Here is a 15,830-nt window from a genome sequence, read left to right as displayed (position 1 = left end):
GGGGATACGTCCATGACTTCTACTAATGTTACGCCGGTAATTCTGTGCGGTGGCTCCGGGACCCGGCTTTGGCCGCTGTCGCGCAAAAGCTACCCCAAGCAGTTCGCGCAATTGATGGGCGAGGAGACGCTGTTTCAGGCCTCGGCGCGCCGCATGACGGGCTCGGACGGGGCTGTGTCCTTCGAGGCGCCGCTGGTGCTGACCAACACCGATTTCCGCTTTATCGTGACCGAGCAGCTGCAGGCGGCGGGGATCGACCCCGGCGCGATCCTGATCGAGCCCGAGGGCCGCAACACGGCGCCCGCGATCCTCGCCGCAGCGCTTTTTGCCGAGGCCGCGACCCCTGGCGCGGTGCTGCTGGTCGCGCCCTCTGATCACGTTGTGCCCGACGCGGACGCCTTCCGCGCCGCGGTTGCGCGCGGGCTGGCCGCGGTGGAGGCGGGCGACCTGGTGACCTTTGGCATCACGCCCACCCATCCCGAAACCGCCTATGGCTATCTAGAGCTTGGCGCCGCACCCGCCGCTGACGGCGCGCCGGTCAAGCTGACGCGCTTCGTTGAGAAGCCCGGCGAGGCCCGCGCCCAAGAGATGCTGGACGCCGGGACCTTCCTTTGGAACGCCGGGATCTTCCTGTTCAAGGCCACCGACATCATCGCCGCCTTTAAGGCGACCGCGCCGAGCGTGATGGCGCCGGTCCAGGCCGCGCTGGACGACGCCAAGCCCGATCTGGGGTTCCTGCGTCTCGCACCAGCCCCCTGGGCGCAGGCCGAAGACATCTCGATCGACTATGCCGTCATGGAGCGCGCCGAGAACCTCTCGGTGGTGCCGTTCTCTGCCGCCTGGTCGGACCTGGGCGGCTGGGACGCGGTCTGGCGCGAGAGCGGCCCCGACGGTGACGGCGTGGTCACCAGCAGCGGGGCCACCGCCATCGACTGCACCGACACGCTGCTGCGCGCCGAATCCGAGCGCATGGAGGTCGTCGGCATCGGGCTAAAGAACATCATGGCCGTGGCGATGAACGACGCGGTGCTGGTCGCCGATATGAATGCCGCGCAGGACGTCAAAAAGGCCGTGGCCGCGCTGAAGGCAAAGCAGTCCAGCCAGGCCACGCAGTTCCCCAAAGACCACCGACCCTGGGGCTGGTTCGAAAGCCTCGTGGTCGGCGGGCGCTTCCAGGTCAAGCGCATCTGCGTGCATCCCGGCGCGGCGCTGTCGCTGCAAAGCCACCACCACCGGTCCGAGCATTGGATCGTGGTCGAGGGCACCGCCAGGGTGACCGTGGACGACCAGGTGCGGCTGGTGACCGAGAACGAAAGCGTCTACATCCCGCTGGGCGCCAAGCACCGGATGGAGAACCCCGGCAAGGTGCCGATGGTGCTTATCGAGGTGCAGACCGGCGCCTATGTCGGCGAGGATGACATCGTGCGCTACGAGGACGTGTATTCAAGGGAATAGGGTGCGGCTTGGCGGTGGCCCATACGGGCCACTGACCCGCCTCGCCCCCCCCGCCAGGTAGACCGCTACGCCGCGGCGTCCTTTTGCTGCGCCATCCAGGCGTCCAAGCTAGCCACCTGTTCCTTGTCCATCTTTAGCCCAAGCTTCGAGCGCCGCCAGACCACGTCCTCGGCGGTGCGGGCGTATTCGCGATCCATCAGCCACGCGACCTCGCGCGCGGTCAATGTCGCCCCGAAATGCTGCCCCAGATCTGCCGCGGTGTCGGCGCCCGACAAGATCTCGGCCGCTTCGGTACCGTAGGCCCGGACGAGCCGCTTGGCCCAGGCATCCGTTAGGAACCCATGGGCGTCTTGCAGCGCCCCAACCTGCGCGGCGACGCCGTCGACCGGGAAATCGCCCCCGGGCAGCGCGACGCCGCCCGTCCAATCCGCCTTGACGTCTAGATGCGCGCCTATCTTCGCCAGGGCGTGCTCCGCAAGCTTGCGGTAGGTCGTGATCTTGCCGCCGAAGACGTTCAACACCGGCGCGCCGGCGCTCTCGTCGACCTTCAACACGTAGTCTCGCGTCGCCGCCGAGGCGCTGCTGGCGCCGTCGTCGTACAGCGGGCGCACGCCGGAATAGGTCCACACGATGTCATCGCGGGTGACCGTCTGTTTGAAATACTCCGACGCGAAATCCAGCAGATAGTCGCGCTCGGCATCGGTGATCTCGGGCCGGGTGCTGGGATCTGCATGATCCGCATCCGTGGTCCCGATCAGGGTGAAGTCGCCCTCGTAAGGGATGGCGAAGATGATCCGCCCGTCGCGGCCCTGAAAGAAGTAGCACTTGTCGTGGTCAAACAGCTTGCGGGTCACGATATGGCTGCCGCGCACAAGGCGCACCCCCTCGCGGGCGTTCAGTCGCACGACGCCCTTGATGACGTCCTCGACCCAGGGACCGGCCGCGTTCACCAGCATGCGGGCCTGCCGGGTCTCGCCGTTCGAGAGCGTGACATGCCACACTCCGTCGCGGTTCTCGGCCGAAGTGACCTTTGTGCGCGTCATGATCTCGGCCCCGCGCGCCGCCGCGTCGCGGGCGTTCAGCACCACCAGGCGGCTGTCCTCGATCCAGCAGTCGGAATACTCGAACGCCTTGGCGTATTGCGGCTGCAGCGGTGCTCCGGCGGGGTCGCTGGTCAGGTCCAGCGTGCGGGTGCCCGGCAGGATCTTCCGCCCGCCCAGATTGTCATACATGAACAGCCCCAGCCGGATCAGCCAGGCCGGGCGGCGCCCCTTCATCCAGGGCATCACCAGCCGCAGCGCGCGGCCCACGGGCGTATCGCCCTCGAACCGCTGCTCGCGGTGATAGGGCAGCACAAAGCGCATCGGCCAAGAGATATGCGGCATGGCGCGCAGCAGGGTCTCGCGCTCGATCAGCGCCTCGCGCACCAGCCGGACCTCCAGGTATTCCAGATAGCGCAACCCGCCATGGAACAGCTTGGTGGAGGCCGAGGAGGTCGCCGAGGCGAGGTCGTTCATCTCCGCCAGGCTCACCTTCAGCCCGCGCCCCGCAGCGTCCCGCGCGATGCCGCAGCCATTGATGCCGCCGCCGATGATGAAGAGATCCAGGGGGTCCTGATGTGCCATGCCAGCCTCAAACGAACAAATCCGAAAACCAATATAGGCATAACACCCGCGATTCGAAACCGTATTAGGGCCATTTCCCTTGCAATACGCGCAAACCCGAAAGAAACTGCGCGCAAAGGAACACCGCATGCCACAGAGCTTCCGACAGCCCGACATCCTCGAGATCGCCCGGCGCGACGGCAAGGTGACCGTGGACGGCCTGGCCGAGCATTTCGGGGTCACGGTGCAGACCATTCGGCGGGACCTTGCGGAACTGGCGGAGGCGGGGCGCCTTTCGCGGGTGCATGGCGGTGCGGTGCTGCCCTCGGGCTTGAGCAACATCGCCTACCAGGATCGCCGCGGATTGAATGCCCAGGCGAAGGCGCAGATCGCGCGCCGCGCCGCAGAGTTGATCCCCGACGGGGCCTCCCTGTTTCTGAACATCGGCACCACGACCGAGGCGGTGGCGCAGGCGCTTTTGCATCACGAGCGCCTCTTGGTGGTGACCAATAACATGAACGTCGCCAACATCCTGATGGGAAATCCCGGCGCCGAGGTCGTGGTTGCTGGCGGGACCATGCGGCACAGCGATGGCGGGCTGATCGGGCCAATGGCCTTGCGCATGGTGGAGCAATTCTCGTTGGATTGCGCGGTGATCGGCTGCTCGGCGCTCAGCGAAAGCGGCGACATATTGGACTTCGATCTCGGCGAGGTCAGCGTGAGCCAAGCGATGCTCCAGCAGTCCGCGCGCAAGATACTCGTGGCGGATGGGTCCAAATTCTCGCGCAAGGCCCCCGCGCGGATTGCGCGCCTAGACGAGATGGACCACTTCGCCACCGACGCGGATCTGCCTGCCGTCTTGGCCGAGCGCGTTCAAACCTGGAAGACCGAAGTCCTGATCTGACCTCCCGGATGCGACGGATGCGCGCGGCGGCCGTTTCTTAACGAAATCTTCAGCGCTGTGCGCGACAGATGATTCAGGGTGGGCACGGCCCCCGTGCGCGCCGCGGCTCTCACCTAAATACCCTCTCTTGCACTCATCCAATCGCACTGGCGGCGGCCTCGAATGCCGCCTCCGTATGCTCCAGGTCTGCTTGCGTGAGCGCCAGGGAAGGATAGAGCTTGCCCGGGCTCTTAAAGATGCCAGACCCGCGTAAATGATCATTAAACGCTGCGTTCCATGCGCCATCCGCCTGGATCACGTCGCGGTAATCCCGCGCCGGGCGATCCAGAAACAGGATGTCAAAGAGCGTCGCATCGCCGGTGATCTGATGCGGAATACCCTGCGCCTTCAGTGACTTGGACGCCATGCGCTGGATGCGCTCGCCCGTCTCGCGCAGGCGCGCGTATTGCCCGTCGCGGGCCAAGATCTCCATCGTCTTGAGCCCCGCCGCAGAGGCCACTGGGTTCCCCGAGAGCGTGCCAAGCTGCATCAACCACTTGTCGGCGCCTACCAGGGATTTGTCGAAATGCGCCATGATCTCGCGGCTCGCCGCGATGGCGGCCAGCGGAAAGCCCCCGCCGATGATCTTGCCCAGCGTGCAGATGTCGGGCGTCACGCGGTAGAGCTCCTGCGCGCCGCCATAGGCAAAGCGGAACCCAGTGACGATCTCGTCAAAGATCAGCAGGATGTCATTCGCGGAACAGAGATCGCGCAGCGCCTGCAAAAAGCCCGGTGCGGGCGGAATAATGCGCTGCAAGGGCTCGACGATCACCGCGGCGAGCTCGGATTTATGCTCTGCGATCAGAGACTTGACGAATTCGATGTCATTGAAGGGCGCGATCAGCATCTCGGCGCGTACCGTCTCTGGGATGCCCGCGGAATCCGGCACCGCCTGCGGGAAGTTCACCATGCGCGTGGGCGCCAGGGACATCTGCGCCTCGGCTGACATGCCGTGATAGCCGCCCTCGAATTTCAGGATCTTGTCGCGCCCGGTATAGGCCCGCGCCAGGCGCATCGCGTACATATCGGCCTCGCCGCCGGAGGACACGTAGCGCACCTGCTCGGCGCAGGGCACCGCGCGAGCGATCTCTTCGGCCAGCTCTATCCCTTTGGCGTTATTGGCAAAAAACGTCATGCCCTTTGGCAGCTGCTCGAACACGGCCTCCATCACCTCGGGGTGGCCATGCCCGATAAGCATTGGCCCCGAGCCGATCAGGTAGTCGATATATTCATTGCCGTCCGCGTCCCAGACACGGCTGCCCGCACCGCGGGAGATCACGATCCCGGGGTCGAAATTGCCGAAACCGGCGGCGGGCAGGACCTCGGCGGCGCGGGCGATCCATTCGGCTTGCGTGGAGATGCGGTTCATGGATTTTGCTCCAATTTCGGGTGTCGGCAAAACGTCGGGCTTTTGTCGGGCATGTGTCGGGCACGGCGTCGGGCAAGCGGGCTAATCGAACACGGCATCTGGCGCCCCCAGCAGGTCAAGATCGGGCGACACGCCGAGCCCTGCCCCCGACGGCGGCGCGATCCGCCCGCCCGTGCGCGCCGGGGCGTTCGGGTCCAGCCGCGGGCCCACATAGCTGGAGAGGTCGCAGACATTCAGCAACAGCCGTGGCTCGGTCGCCGCGCCCAGATGCAGCGCGGCGGCGGTCACAATGTCAGAGCCCCAGGTGCATTCCACGCACATCCGCGCGCCCAGATGCAGGCAGAGGTCCCGGGCCTGCCGCAGCTTAGAGAGCCCGCCGAATTTCGAGATCTTCAGCGCCACCGCATCCAGGACCTGCCGCTGATGCGCCTCCAGAAGCGTCGCGGTGTCATGCGCCAGTTCGTCCATCTTCATCGGCAGGCCGGTGGCGTCGCGCACCGCCTGGCATTCGGCGAGGGTGGCGCAGGGCGCCTCGAGCATGACATCCAGTCGGGAGGCATCGCGACCCACACGGGTCGCCGTCAGCCGATCCGTCCCGCAGTTCCAGTCGCCATAGACCAGCGGGCCGTCTCCGACGGCCTCGCGCACCTTGGCCAGCCGCGCCACATCCGCGCGCCAGTCGTCATCGGCGCCCAGCTTGCACTGGAACTGGCGGATGCCGGTGGCATAGGCCTCGCGGGCGATGCGCGCCATCTCGTCGGGGTCAATGCAGGTGATCGAGTGGTAGAGCGGCAGGTCTTGTTGGCGCTGCCCGCCCATAAGCGCGTGCAGCGGCAGCCCCGCCGCCTGCGCAGTCAGATCCCAGAGCGCGATGTCGAGCGCGGATTTGGTATAGCGGTGGTCCGGCAGATGCGCGTCGAGCCGCGCCATCAGCGCCTCTGGCCCCACCGGGTCCGCGCCGAGGATCACCGGCGCCATCTCCTGCACCGCGGGCGCCACCCCGCGCGCGTAGGCCGGCAGGTAATGTGGGATCGGACAGACCTCGCCCCAGCCGGTCAGCCCGGCATCCGTGCCGAGCGCCAGCACCACCGTCTCGACCGTGTCACAGGTCTTGCCCGCGGCCATGTAATAGGTCGCGTGGCTGGTCAGCGGCACATGCCAGAGACGGATGGAGGTGATCTTCACTTCAGCTCGACCTCGATGAAGGACATGGGCGCGTCGCCCGCGTTGATCACGTTGTGCTCGACGCCGGCGTCGCGGCGGTAGGCGGTGCCTGCGGGGATGGTGGTTTGCGTCTCCGTGCCATCGGGATGCTCCAGCACCATGTGGCAGTCCGTGAGCGTGGTGATCACATAATCCATCTGGTGGATGTGCCAGCCGGTCTCGGCGCCCGGGGCGAATTCGAACCGGGTCACGCGGGTGCGCGCGTCGTCGATGAGCTGGGTGGCGGTGGCCTGCGGGCGGGTCATTTGGGGGTCCTTTTGCGGCGGTGATAGGTCAGCGCCAGCGCGATCACCTGCGCGAGCGCGTCGGCGTTCAGGGGCTGGTCGAGGGGCATTAGGACGGCGCGGTTGCCCTCATAGGTGAACTCGGTTGGGAAGCGGTCCCGGTATTGGTCGATGAGCGTTGTCTGGCAGTGCACGAAGAGCTTAGCGTGGGTCGGGGTCGCGCCGAGCCGGATCGTGGTGCCGTCCCTTTTGGGCGGCAGGAAGGCCGGCTGGCCCCATTTGAGCGCCTCGGTGACCTCGATGCCCATCTCAGCGGCGGTGCGCAGGATCAGCGCGCGGATCTCGCGCAGCCGGTCAGGCGCGGCTGTGGCACCGATCGCGTGGGCCATATCGGGGGCGGGTGCTTTGCTCATAATTGCTGCCCTTCCTTGAGGAGGAATTGCGCCGACTTCGTCGTCGCCAGGGGGGGGCCTCGCTGCGCTCGGCCCCTTGGATTGGGGTATTACGCGCGCCCAGTTTAGGGGTGCTTGCGCTGGGCGCGGGCGGCGGGATTGCGTATTTGAGACAAGGTGAAGCATGGGGTTGTTTGGAACTCTCTGCCGGTGCGCCGAGGCTCTCGTAGTCAGGCGCGACGCAAGGGCCGGACGCGCGCGGGGTGTAGGGCTTGGCGTTGGCGGTAGGGGGCCGGGCGCGCCGGTGGGGCGGGTGTTGTTTTTGTGCAGATCGCCCGTGTTGACCCGCCGCTCCTGGAGCCTGAAGGCGGGCAGATGCGCGCGCATTGCCGTGGTGACCCCTTCGCCCCGGCAGTCCTTGGCCAGAAGTGGGGCGCAGAGGCTCTCCCCGAGACGGCTCCCGCGGGCGGCGTCCACTGGCGCCTTGGCACAGCCGTGGCCCTGGATCACGCGGTTCGTGATCTGCTCGATCCGCGTCGCTTGCGTGGTCTCCGCGTCGATCGGCGCAGGCGCCAGGTGAGGCAACGCCCCCCGGGCTTGATCCGGGGCGCCCCGGTTAATGAGGCTCCGGGTCAGGTCCAGGACGTCTGTGGCGCGGCCCGGTCTCATGCCGACATCCGCGGCAGTTCCGCCAGCCCCGCGCCGCGCCAAATCGCGTAGCAGAAGAACGGTGTGTCCAACGTGCGCATGGCGTGCTGTTCATAGGAGGCGTGGCTGCGGGTCTCGCCCGGTTGCAGGCGCGCCTTTGGCTGTGATCTGGACAGAAACAGCGGCGATCCGTGCAGCGCAAAATAGCGCTCCTCGGCGGCGTGGTCGTGCCAGCCATAATCCAGCCCGGCGTCCCAGAATGCGATGTAGCCGCGAGACTGCGCAGAGTGGAAGTGCCCGCACGGACCATAGAGCTCGACATAGCCGTAGCGGTTGAGGAAATCCTGGCCCACCTCGTCGGCGCTATAGGTGCGGCGCCACTCCAGCTGGTCGGCGACGGCCATCGTCTCGGCAAGCAGGGGCGCGCGCGCGGGCAAGCCCGCAAGCAGGGCGGATGCGGGGCACGGCACCGGAGGCTTTGGCACGGGCCGCAGATCCCTGGGCCATGGCGCGAAATCCCGCAAGGACGGCGTGGCCTCATGCAGCCGCCGCGCGGCCTCAAGGAGCCCGGCAAGGCCCGTCACAGCGCGCCCCGCGCCCAGGTCGGCTTTACGGTCAGATCCCCCTTCCAGAGCACATGCGCCAGCAGCGGTTGATCCAAGGTCGTGGTCGCGTGCGGCTGGTTGGACGCGTGAACAACGTGCTGGCCCGGGCCCAGCACCTGAGGCGCAGCGCCCGCGCGCCGGAACGTGGCGCTGCCCGCGAGGACGAAATAGATCTCCTCCGCCGGGTGCTGATGCCAGGGGTAGTGCAGCCCCGGCGGCATATAGACGAGATACGCGGCCATGGACTTGCTCATGAACGCGCCGCCGCCGCCGATCAGGCAGTAGCAGCCGAAGCGGTCGAGGAAGGTCGCGTCGATATCGCTGCCCTTCCAGGTCTCGCGCCATTGCGCGACCGGGCTGGCCTCCTGGTAAGCGCGGGCCAAGGGATCGGTGAGCGCCTCGACCTCAAACAGGGCCGCGGGCCGGATCCTGTAGGGCCGCGGGTCGCGCGGCTTTAAGTCATCCGGGAACGGGCAGAACGCGGCAAGCGCGCCCTGGTGGGCGGTCCGTGCTTCGGCCAGCAGATTATCCCAAACCGCGCGCGTCATGCGGGGCCCGAATTTTTGAAAAAATTCGGCTCAGATTTTTTGTAAAAATCTGCCCCCGCCCGGGTCACGGGATCACCACGATATTGCCGGTATGGGTCTTGGCGATGAAGGTCTCCTGGCCCGCATGGAAGTCCTCGAGCTTGTAGGTGCCCGCCACGATGGGCTTGACCTCGCCGCGCTCGATATAGGTGATCAGGTCGCGGAAGATATGCGGCTCCACCACCGTCGAGCCGTGGAAGGTCAGGTCTTGGAGGTAGAGCGTGCGCACGTCCAGCTCCACGATGGGCCCCGCGATCGCACCCGAGGTCACGTAATGCCCGCCGCGGCTGATCTGCTCGATCAGCGTCGGGAAATACGGCCCCGCGACGATATCGGCCACCACGTCGACCTTATCCGAGCCCGTGGCGTCGGCCAGGGCCTGGCCGAGATCCTCTGGCGCGCGATCCAGGATGTGGGCGGGGCTCAGCTTGGCGACCTCGCCGTGCTTGGCGGGCGAGGCCATCGCGATAGTCACCGCCCCGCGCCGGTTCGCCAGCTGGATCAGCGCGGAGCCGACCCCGCCCGAGGCCCCGGTGATCAGCACCCGGTCGCCCGCCTTGACCTGCGCCCGGCTCAGCATCCCTTCGGCAGTGGTGTAGCTGCACGAGAACGTGGCCAGCTCTGCGTCGCTGAGGTCGCTGTCCACCGCGCCCACGTTCCGGTAGTCAGTCACGCAATACTCGGCGTACCCCCCGTCCAGTTCCGAGCCGAAATACCGCGCCTTGTCCTTGTTCAGCGGGTCGTCCCAGTCGCGCACCCAATTGTCGGTGATCACCCGCTTGCCGATCAGGCCCGCGTCGGCCTCGGCCCCCGCCGCCACCACCGTGCCGCAGACATCCGCGCCCTGAATACGCGGGAACGTCACGCCGGAGCCGCCCCAGGTGCCGTCGCCGTCGCCCACCGCCTCATAGGCGCCGCCCGTGGTGCCCTCGGTCACGTCCTTGGAATACCAGCCCGAGCGCGTGTTCACGTCCGTGTTGTTCATGCCCGTGGCATGCACCCTGATCAGCACCTGATGCGGCGCGGGCTGCGGCACCGGCCAGTCGGTGCGGTATTCCAGCTTGTCCAGCCCGCCATGGCCGGTCAGCACGATGGCACGCATTGTGGTGGGAATATCGGTCATGGGCGTGGCTCCTATTCTGTTTTCGAATTGGCTGCGCCAATCCGACCGGTGCGAGGGGGCGCTGCCCCCTCGCGCTCCCCCGGGATATTTGAAAACCGGAGAAGCATCATGCCCTATTCCGCCGCCTGCGGTGTCGCATCTGTGCGCGGCAGCGCTGAGGCGGGGTCATAGGCCGGCTCGGCCAAAACGCGGGCGCGGCGGGGCTGGCCATGGATGACGACCTCGAGCGCGGTGCCGGGTTGGGCGGCCTCGGGTTTAATATAGGCGAAGGCGAGCACCTTTCCGACCGTCGGCCCGAAGGCCACCGAGGAGGTGGCCCCAACAGGGTCGCCATTCCAAAGAACGGCCTCGCCACCATGGCCGTCGATCTCGCCATCGGGCTCTATTTCCAAGTAGGCGCAGACCCAGCGCAGCGACCCGGCCAGGGTCGCCTCCTTGCCCAGGAACGCCTTGTCGGTCCTCACAAAGCGCATCACATCCGCCTCGGGCAGGGTCACCTCATTGGTCAGCTCGCCTGCGCCTTTGAACATCTTCTCCATCCGCATCGCGTTCATCGCAAAGCTGCCATAGTCGCGCAGGCCCAGCGGCGCGCCCGCGGCCATAAGCGCGTCGTAGACGCGGCGCACGGCCGCCATCGGCATGTGCAGCTCCCAGCCAAGCTCGCCGCCATAGGACATCCGGATCGCCTCCACTTGATGGCCCGCCACCGCGATCCGCTGATGCGTGAGCCACTTGAACTGCGCGTTGCCCAGCGGCGCGTCCGTGCAGCGCGACAGGATCGCCCGCGCCCGCGGGCCCTGCAGCGCCAGGGCGCCCATCTTTTGGCTCAGGCATGCCACCTTGGCGCCCCGGTTATGCGTTGCCAGGTGATCCATCACCCGCTGCTCGAAGAAGGCCGCGCAGGTGATGTAATAGGCGTCCTCTCGGAGGCGCACGATGGTGACCTCGGCCTCGATCCTGCCGCGCCGGTTCAGGAGATGCGTGAGCACCATGCGCCCCGGCGCGGGCAGCCGATTGGCCACAAGCGGATCCAGCGTGGCCGCGGCCATCGGGCCGGAGACTTCGATCTTGGCAAAGCTGGAGATGTCCATGATGCCCGCGGCCTCGCGGCAGGCACGCACCTCGCCCGCGACCAGCGCGTCCACCGCGCTGCGCCTGAAGCTGTAGGTATCGCGGGCGCTGGCGCCCGCCGCCCCGTCGAAGAAACGCGGGCGCTCCCAGCCGAACACCTCCTCATGCACGGCGCCCTTGGCCTTGAGCACCTCATAGAGCGGCGAGGTCTTCACCGGGCGACCGGCCAGCCGGTTAAAATGCGGGAACGGGATCTCGTGGCGCAGGCAGTAATCCTCGCGCGCCTTCACCACCTGCCACTCCTTGGTCGCGTAGGGCCCAAAGCGGCGCGGGTCGAACTCGCGCATCGAGATATCCGCCGCGCCATGCACCATCCAGCGCGCCAGCTCGCGCGTCAGCCCGGGCCCCCAGCCGATGCCGATCTGCGTCCCGCAGGCGCACCAATAGCCAGGCGCGCCCGCCACCGGCCCCACCAAGGGGTTGCCATCCGGCGGGTGGCTGATCGCGCCGTGCACCTCGCGCTGGATCCCCAGCTCGGCCAGCACGGGCATCCGGCCCATGGCGTTCTCCAGCCAGGGCATTACCCGGTCGTAGTCGGCGGCGAAGAGCTCGTTCTCTGCCTCCCAGGGGCAGTGATCCTCCCAGACCGTGTTGGGGTTCTCTTTCTCGTAGATCCCGATCAGGCCCTTCTTCTGCTCCATGCGGATGTAGCCCGAGACCAGCTTGTCGTCGCGGATCACCGGCAGTTCGGTGTCGAGATCGGCAAACTCCGGCACCGGGTCGGTGACGAAGTAGTGGTGCGTCATTGAGGTGGTGGGGATCAGCAGGCCCGACCATTCGCCCATCTGGCGCGCGTAGGTTCCGCCGGCGTTCACCACATGCTCGCAGGTGATGGCGCCCTGCTCGGTCTCGACCAGCCATTCGCCATTGCCCTGCCGGGTGATATTGGTGGCGCGGCAGCGGCGGATGATCCGCGCGCCCTGGGCCCGCGCGCCCGCGGCCAGGGCCTGGGTGACGCCCGAGGGGTCCACATGGCCGTCGTCCGGCGTGTAGAGCGCGCCCAGCACGCCCTCCAGGTTATAGAACGGGTGCAGCCTGGCGATGAAGGCCGGGTCCACCAGCTCGATATTAAAGCCCAGCGCGCGGCCAACGGACAAAGTGTGCCGCAGCCAGTCCATCTCGTCCTCGGTATAGGCCAGCCGGAACGAGCCGCAGCCATGCCAGGTGACAGACTGCCCCGTCTCGGCCTCCAGCGCGCCCGCATATAGCCCGATGTTATAGTCCACGCATTTGCCCAGCCCGAAGCTGGAGGTGGAATGCGTGATCTGCCCCGCCGCGTGCCAGGTGGAGCCAGAGGTCAGCTCGGCCTTCTCCAGCAGCACCACGTTGGACCAGCCCTCATGCGCCAGGTGATAGGCCAGGCCGCAGCCCATGATGCCGCCGCCAACGATGACGGTTCGGGCGTGGGAGGGGAACTCGGGCATGGCAAGCGACTCCGCTGCGGTTTTCGGTGGACAGCGTAATCGCACATCTGTACCACCGTCAATCATGAATGATACAAATGTTCTGGATCGCCTGTCTGAGGAATGGGACGCCCTAACGCCCGCGGCGCAGAAGGCCGCGCGCTACGTTTTGGAGAACCCGCAGCAGGTGGGCGTCTCGACCGTGCGCGGGCTGGCGGAGGCGGCGGATGTGACCCCCAACACGCTGGTGCGCATGGCCCAGCAGGTGGGGTTCGACGGGTTCGCGGATTTCCAAGAGCCGTTCCGGGCGGCGATCCGCGACGGCTCGGCCAGCTTCCCCGACCGGGCGCGCTGGCTGCAGGAGCAGGCGGGCAAGGGCGCCTTGGGCGCGCTTTATGCCGACATGGTGGGCAGCGCGCTGCGCAATATCGAGGAGACCTTCGCCGGGATCGAGGTGGCCCATCTGCAGTCCGCCGCCGAGACGATCTGGAACGCGCGGCAGATCTACACCGTGGGCGTGGGGGTGAATTCCTCGAACGCGCAGAACTTCACCTACCTGGCCTCGACCGGCATGGGGCAGTTCCACGCGATCCCTCGGATGGGCTCGACGGCGGTGGATGACCTGGCTCGGGCGAGCGACCAGGACGTGCTGATCGCGATCACCTGCCGCCCCTACCGGGCCGAGGTCGTGGCTGCGGTGGAGGTCGCGCGCGAGCAGGGCCTGACCGTCATTGGCATCAGCGATTCGCCCGCCTCGCCGGTGATCCGCGGCTCGGCGCATAGCTTTGTCGTGGCCAGCGACACGCCGCAATTCTTCCCCTCCTCGGTGGCGACGATCACCCTGCTGGAGACCTTGCTGAGCTTTGTCATCGGCGCGGCCAGCCCCGAGATCGTGCAGCGGGTGGAGAGGTTCCACGCCCGGCGCCACGCGCTGGGGATCTATGCGGGTGACAGCGCATGAAGAAGCCTATCCACTCGCTTGACGCGCGCTACTACACCGACCCGGCGGTCTATGCCGACGAGATGCAGGGGCTCTTTGCCCGCACCTGGCAATTCGCCTGCCATGCCTCCGCGCTGGCGGGGCCCGGCGACTACGTCGCCTTTGAGATCGCGGGGGAGAACCTGTTTTGCATCATGGGGCGGGACGGGGTGATCCGCGCCTTCTACAACGTCTGCCAGCACCGCGCGCATCAGCTGGTCGCGGGCTCTGGCACGACGCGCGTGGTGGTCTGCCCCTACCACGCCTGGACCTATGAGCTGACAGGGCAGCTGCGCGCGGGACCCAACATCAGCGCCGTGGAGGGGTTCGACAAGTCCAAGATCTGCCTCACGGAGGTGCGCACCGAGACCTTCGCGGGCTTCGTCTTTGTGAACCTCGACCCGGATGCCGCGCCGATGGACGACTGGTTCCCCGGCGCCCGCGCCGAGCTTGAGGCCTTTGTGCCGCATCACGGCGCGCTTGCGCCCATCGAGTGGGTGGAGATCGAGGAGCGCTGCAACTGGAAGGTCTCGGTCGAAAACTACTCGGAATGCTACCATTGCGCGCTGAACCACCCGACCTTCGCCACCGGCGTGGTGAAGCCCGAGACATATGACATCCAACCCCAGGGGCATTGCCTGCGCCACACGACCGAGTGCCAGAACCTGGATCGGATGACCTATCCGGTGGATACATCCGTGCCGCATGGGGGCGATTACTCGAGCTGGTTCCTCTGGCCGATGTTCTCGTTCCAGGTCTATCCGGGCAACGTGCTGAACACCTATCACTGGCGCCCGCGCGGGGTCGACCAGGTCACCGTCTGGCGCGGCTGGTACAGCAAGGGCGGGGTGGACGACCCGGTGATCCGGCAGCTGGCGCTACAGGACCGAAACACGACCGTGGCCGAGGATATCGGGCTGGTGGAATCGGTGCAGCGCGGCCTAGGCTCGCGCGGGTACCGCCCCGGACCGCTGGTGCTGGACCCGTGCAGCGGGGTAAACTCGGAACATTCCATCAAGGCGCTGCAGCAGTGGATGCGCGAGGCGGTTGATGCTTGACGCCGTTTTCTTAAAAAGAAAACGGATCGGATTGCTTTAAGCAATCCGGGGCCGCGCGAGGAGGAACGCGATGCCGAAACAATCCGGGCGGTACTTTTGCGGGGCAGTGCGCTGGTGGCATCCAGGCGCGATGACCCGCGCCCTGGCCTCTTGGGCGTTGACCGCGCTGATGCTGCTGATTGTGCTGGCCGCGCTCGAGTTCGTCGAGCACGCCGGGCGGCTGGGCTGGGCGGGGTTGAACGGCGAGGCCGCGTGGTCGCGGTTCAATTCGCAAATCGCGGCGGCAAATATCGGCATCTACGCGCATATGCTGACCGGCGCGGTGATCACCGTTCTGGCGCCGTTACAGCTCATCCCGGTGATCCGGCGGCGGCTGCCCGCGCTGCACCGCTGGTCGGGGCGCGTGCTGGTGGTGCTGGCACTGGTCACGGGCCTCGGCGGGCTAAGCTACATCGCGCTGCAGGGCACCATCGGCGGGGCGCATATGTCGGTGGCCTTCGCGATCTATGGCCTGCTGGTGCTGCTCTGCGCGGTGCAGACCATCCGCCACGCCCGCGCGCGGCACTGGCTGGATCACCGCGACTGGGCGCTGCGGCTGTTCCTTCTGGCGATCGGCAGCTGGCTGTACCGCGTGCATTACGCGATCTGGGAGCCGCTGACGGGCCGCGCGGGCATGGATTTCAGCTTCACAGGCTGGTTCGACCAGGTGAACCTCTGGGCGTTCTACCTGCCCTATCTGGCGCTGCTGGAGCTGGCGCTGATGCGGCAGGGGCGCGGGTTGTTCGGGAGGGCGCGGGCATGATGATGCCAACGCGGTGGCGCCGTGGTCCGTGGGCGAGCATGGGAGCCTATTGGGAGCGGAGGCGGGATAAATCCCGCTCTACGGGGGCATCGCCATGCATGCATTCCTTGCGCTTTCGGCCGATCCTTTCACCACAGCCTGGCGAGATCCACCGGGTTGAGACCGCACAAACGCCGCTATGTCGAACTTTTCCATGCCCCTGAACGCGTTAAGCAGGTGCATCGCCGCGCGAAACCGCATTAAGATCGGCTTTATACGCATCGGATAAGGGGGGAGCCGTGAC

14 protein-coding genes are annotated in these 15,830 nt (G+C 66.9%); 5 read left to right on the top strand and 9 right to left on the bottom strand.

All coding sequences use genetic code 11. The features are described 5' to 3' along the window. Nucleotides 1–12 precede the first annotated feature (12 nt). Nucleotides 13–1,455 (top strand): mannose-1-phosphate guanylyltransferase/mannose-6-phosphate isomerase, encoded by a 1,443-nt coding sequence (locus AIOL_RS21340; RefSeq protein WP_049644837.1) that lies wholly within the window; start codon nucleotides 13–15, stop codon nucleotides 1,453–1,455. A gap of 65 nt (nucleotides 1,456–1,520) precedes the next feature. Here the strand turns inward: AIOL_RS21340 and glpD are convergent, their stop codons facing one another. Beyond that, entirely contained in the window at nucleotides 1,521–3,080 is a 1,560-nt protein-coding gene (gene glpD, locus AIOL_RS21335) for a glycerol-3-phosphate dehydrogenase (RefSeq protein ID WP_049644836.1), read from the bottom strand. A gap of 127 nt (nucleotides 3,081–3,207) precedes the next feature. On the opposite strand from glpD, the gene AIOL_RS21330 reads away from it, so the two are divergent. After that, complete coding sequence (locus AIOL_RS21330) at nucleotides 3,208–3,963, top strand: DeoR/GlpR family DNA-binding transcription regulator (RefSeq protein WP_049645598.1); 756 nt, start codon at nucleotides 3,208–3,210, stop codon at nucleotides 3,961–3,963. A 133-nt stretch (nucleotides 3,964–4,096) separates the two neighbouring features. Here AIOL_RS21330 and AIOL_RS21325 read toward each other — a convergent pair whose 3' ends face one another. The 8 genes from AIOL_RS21325 to AIOL_RS21290 form a co-directional block, all read right to left on the bottom strand. Next, nucleotides 4,097–5,371, bottom strand: a complete 1,275-nt coding sequence (locus AIOL_RS21325; RefSeq protein WP_049644835.1) for an aspartate aminotransferase family protein — start codon at nucleotides 5,369–5,371, stop codon at nucleotides 4,097–4,099. An 81-nt stretch (nucleotides 5,372–5,452) separates the two neighbouring features. Beyond that, nucleotides 5,453–6,556, bottom strand: coding sequence for a mandelate racemase/muconate lactonizing enzyme family protein (locus AIOL_RS21320; RefSeq protein ID WP_049644834.1), 1,104 nt, complete (start codon nucleotides 6,554–6,556; stop codon nucleotides 5,453–5,455). Then, entirely contained in the window at nucleotides 6,553–6,840 is a 288-nt protein-coding gene (locus AIOL_RS21315; protein WP_049644833.1) for a cupin domain-containing protein, read from the bottom strand. The genes AIOL_RS21320 and AIOL_RS21315 overlap by 4 nt, the downstream gene beginning before the upstream one ends. Beyond that, entirely contained in the window at nucleotides 6,837–7,232 is a 396-nt protein-coding gene (locus AIOL_RS25615) for a DUF1801 domain-containing protein (protein WP_082152722.1), read from the bottom strand. Before AIOL_RS25615 ends, AIOL_RS21315 begins: the two co-directional genes overlap by 4 nt. 644 nt (nucleotides 7,233–7,876) lie before the next feature. Next, complete coding sequence (locus AIOL_RS21305) at nucleotides 7,877–8,443, bottom strand: dimethylsulfonioproprionate lyase family protein (protein WP_049644832.1); 567 nt, start codon at nucleotides 8,441–8,443, stop codon at nucleotides 7,877–7,879. Continuing rightward, nucleotides 8,440–9,012: a dimethylsulfonioproprionate lyase family protein gene (locus AIOL_RS21300; protein ID WP_049644831.1), complete on the bottom strand. Its 573-nt coding sequence runs from the start codon at nucleotides 9,010–9,012 to the stop codon at nucleotides 8,440–8,442. The genes AIOL_RS21305 and AIOL_RS21300 overlap by 4 nt, the downstream gene beginning before the upstream one ends. A gap of 64 nt (nucleotides 9,013–9,076) precedes the next feature. Further along, on the bottom strand, nucleotides 9,077–10,174 hold the full coding sequence (locus tag AIOL_RS21295) for an alcohol dehydrogenase family protein (protein ID WP_049644830.1): 1,098 nt from the start codon (nucleotides 10,172–10,174) through the stop codon (nucleotides 9,077–9,079). A 113-nt stretch (nucleotides 10,175–10,287) separates the two neighbouring features. Beyond that, nucleotides 10,288–12,729, bottom strand: coding sequence for a GcvT family protein (locus tag AIOL_RS21290; protein ID WP_049644829.1), 2,442 nt, complete (start codon nucleotides 12,727–12,729; stop codon nucleotides 10,288–10,290). Nucleotides 12,730–12,793: 64 nt separating this feature from the next. Between AIOL_RS21290 and AIOL_RS21285 the strand changes: the two genes are divergently transcribed. The 3 genes from AIOL_RS21285 (at nucleotide 12,794) to AIOL_RS21275 (ending at nucleotide 15,547) form a co-directional block, all read left to right on the top strand. Continuing rightward, nucleotides 12,794–13,669: a MurR/RpiR family transcriptional regulator gene (locus AIOL_RS21285; RefSeq protein WP_049644828.1), complete on the top strand. Its 876-nt coding sequence runs from the start codon at nucleotides 12,794–12,796 to the stop codon at nucleotides 13,667–13,669. Continuing rightward, nucleotides 13,666–14,745, top strand: coding sequence for an aromatic ring-hydroxylating oxygenase subunit alpha (locus AIOL_RS21280; RefSeq protein WP_049644827.1), 1,080 nt, complete (start codon nucleotides 13,666–13,668; stop codon nucleotides 14,743–14,745). The genes AIOL_RS21285 and AIOL_RS21280 overlap by 4 nt, the downstream gene beginning before the upstream one ends. Before the next feature lie 70 nt (nucleotides 14,746–14,815). After that, the gene (locus tag AIOL_RS21275; protein ID WP_235439122.1) at nucleotides 14,816–15,547 is read left to right on the top strand and encodes a DUF2306 domain-containing protein; all 732 of its coding nucleotides are present in this window, start codon (nucleotides 14,816–14,818) and stop codon (nucleotides 15,545–15,547) included. Nucleotides 15,548–15,830 lie beyond the last annotated feature (283 nt).

The sequence above is a fragment of the Candidatus Rhodobacter oscarellae genome, assembly GCF_001078595.1.
Classification (GTDB): domain Bacteria; phylum Pseudomonadota; class Alphaproteobacteria; order Rhodobacterales; family Rhodobacteraceae; genus Rhodobacter_B; species Rhodobacter_B oscarellae.
Note: the sequence above shows the minus strand (reverse complement) of the source record. Positions and strands in the feature narration are given on the sequence as shown.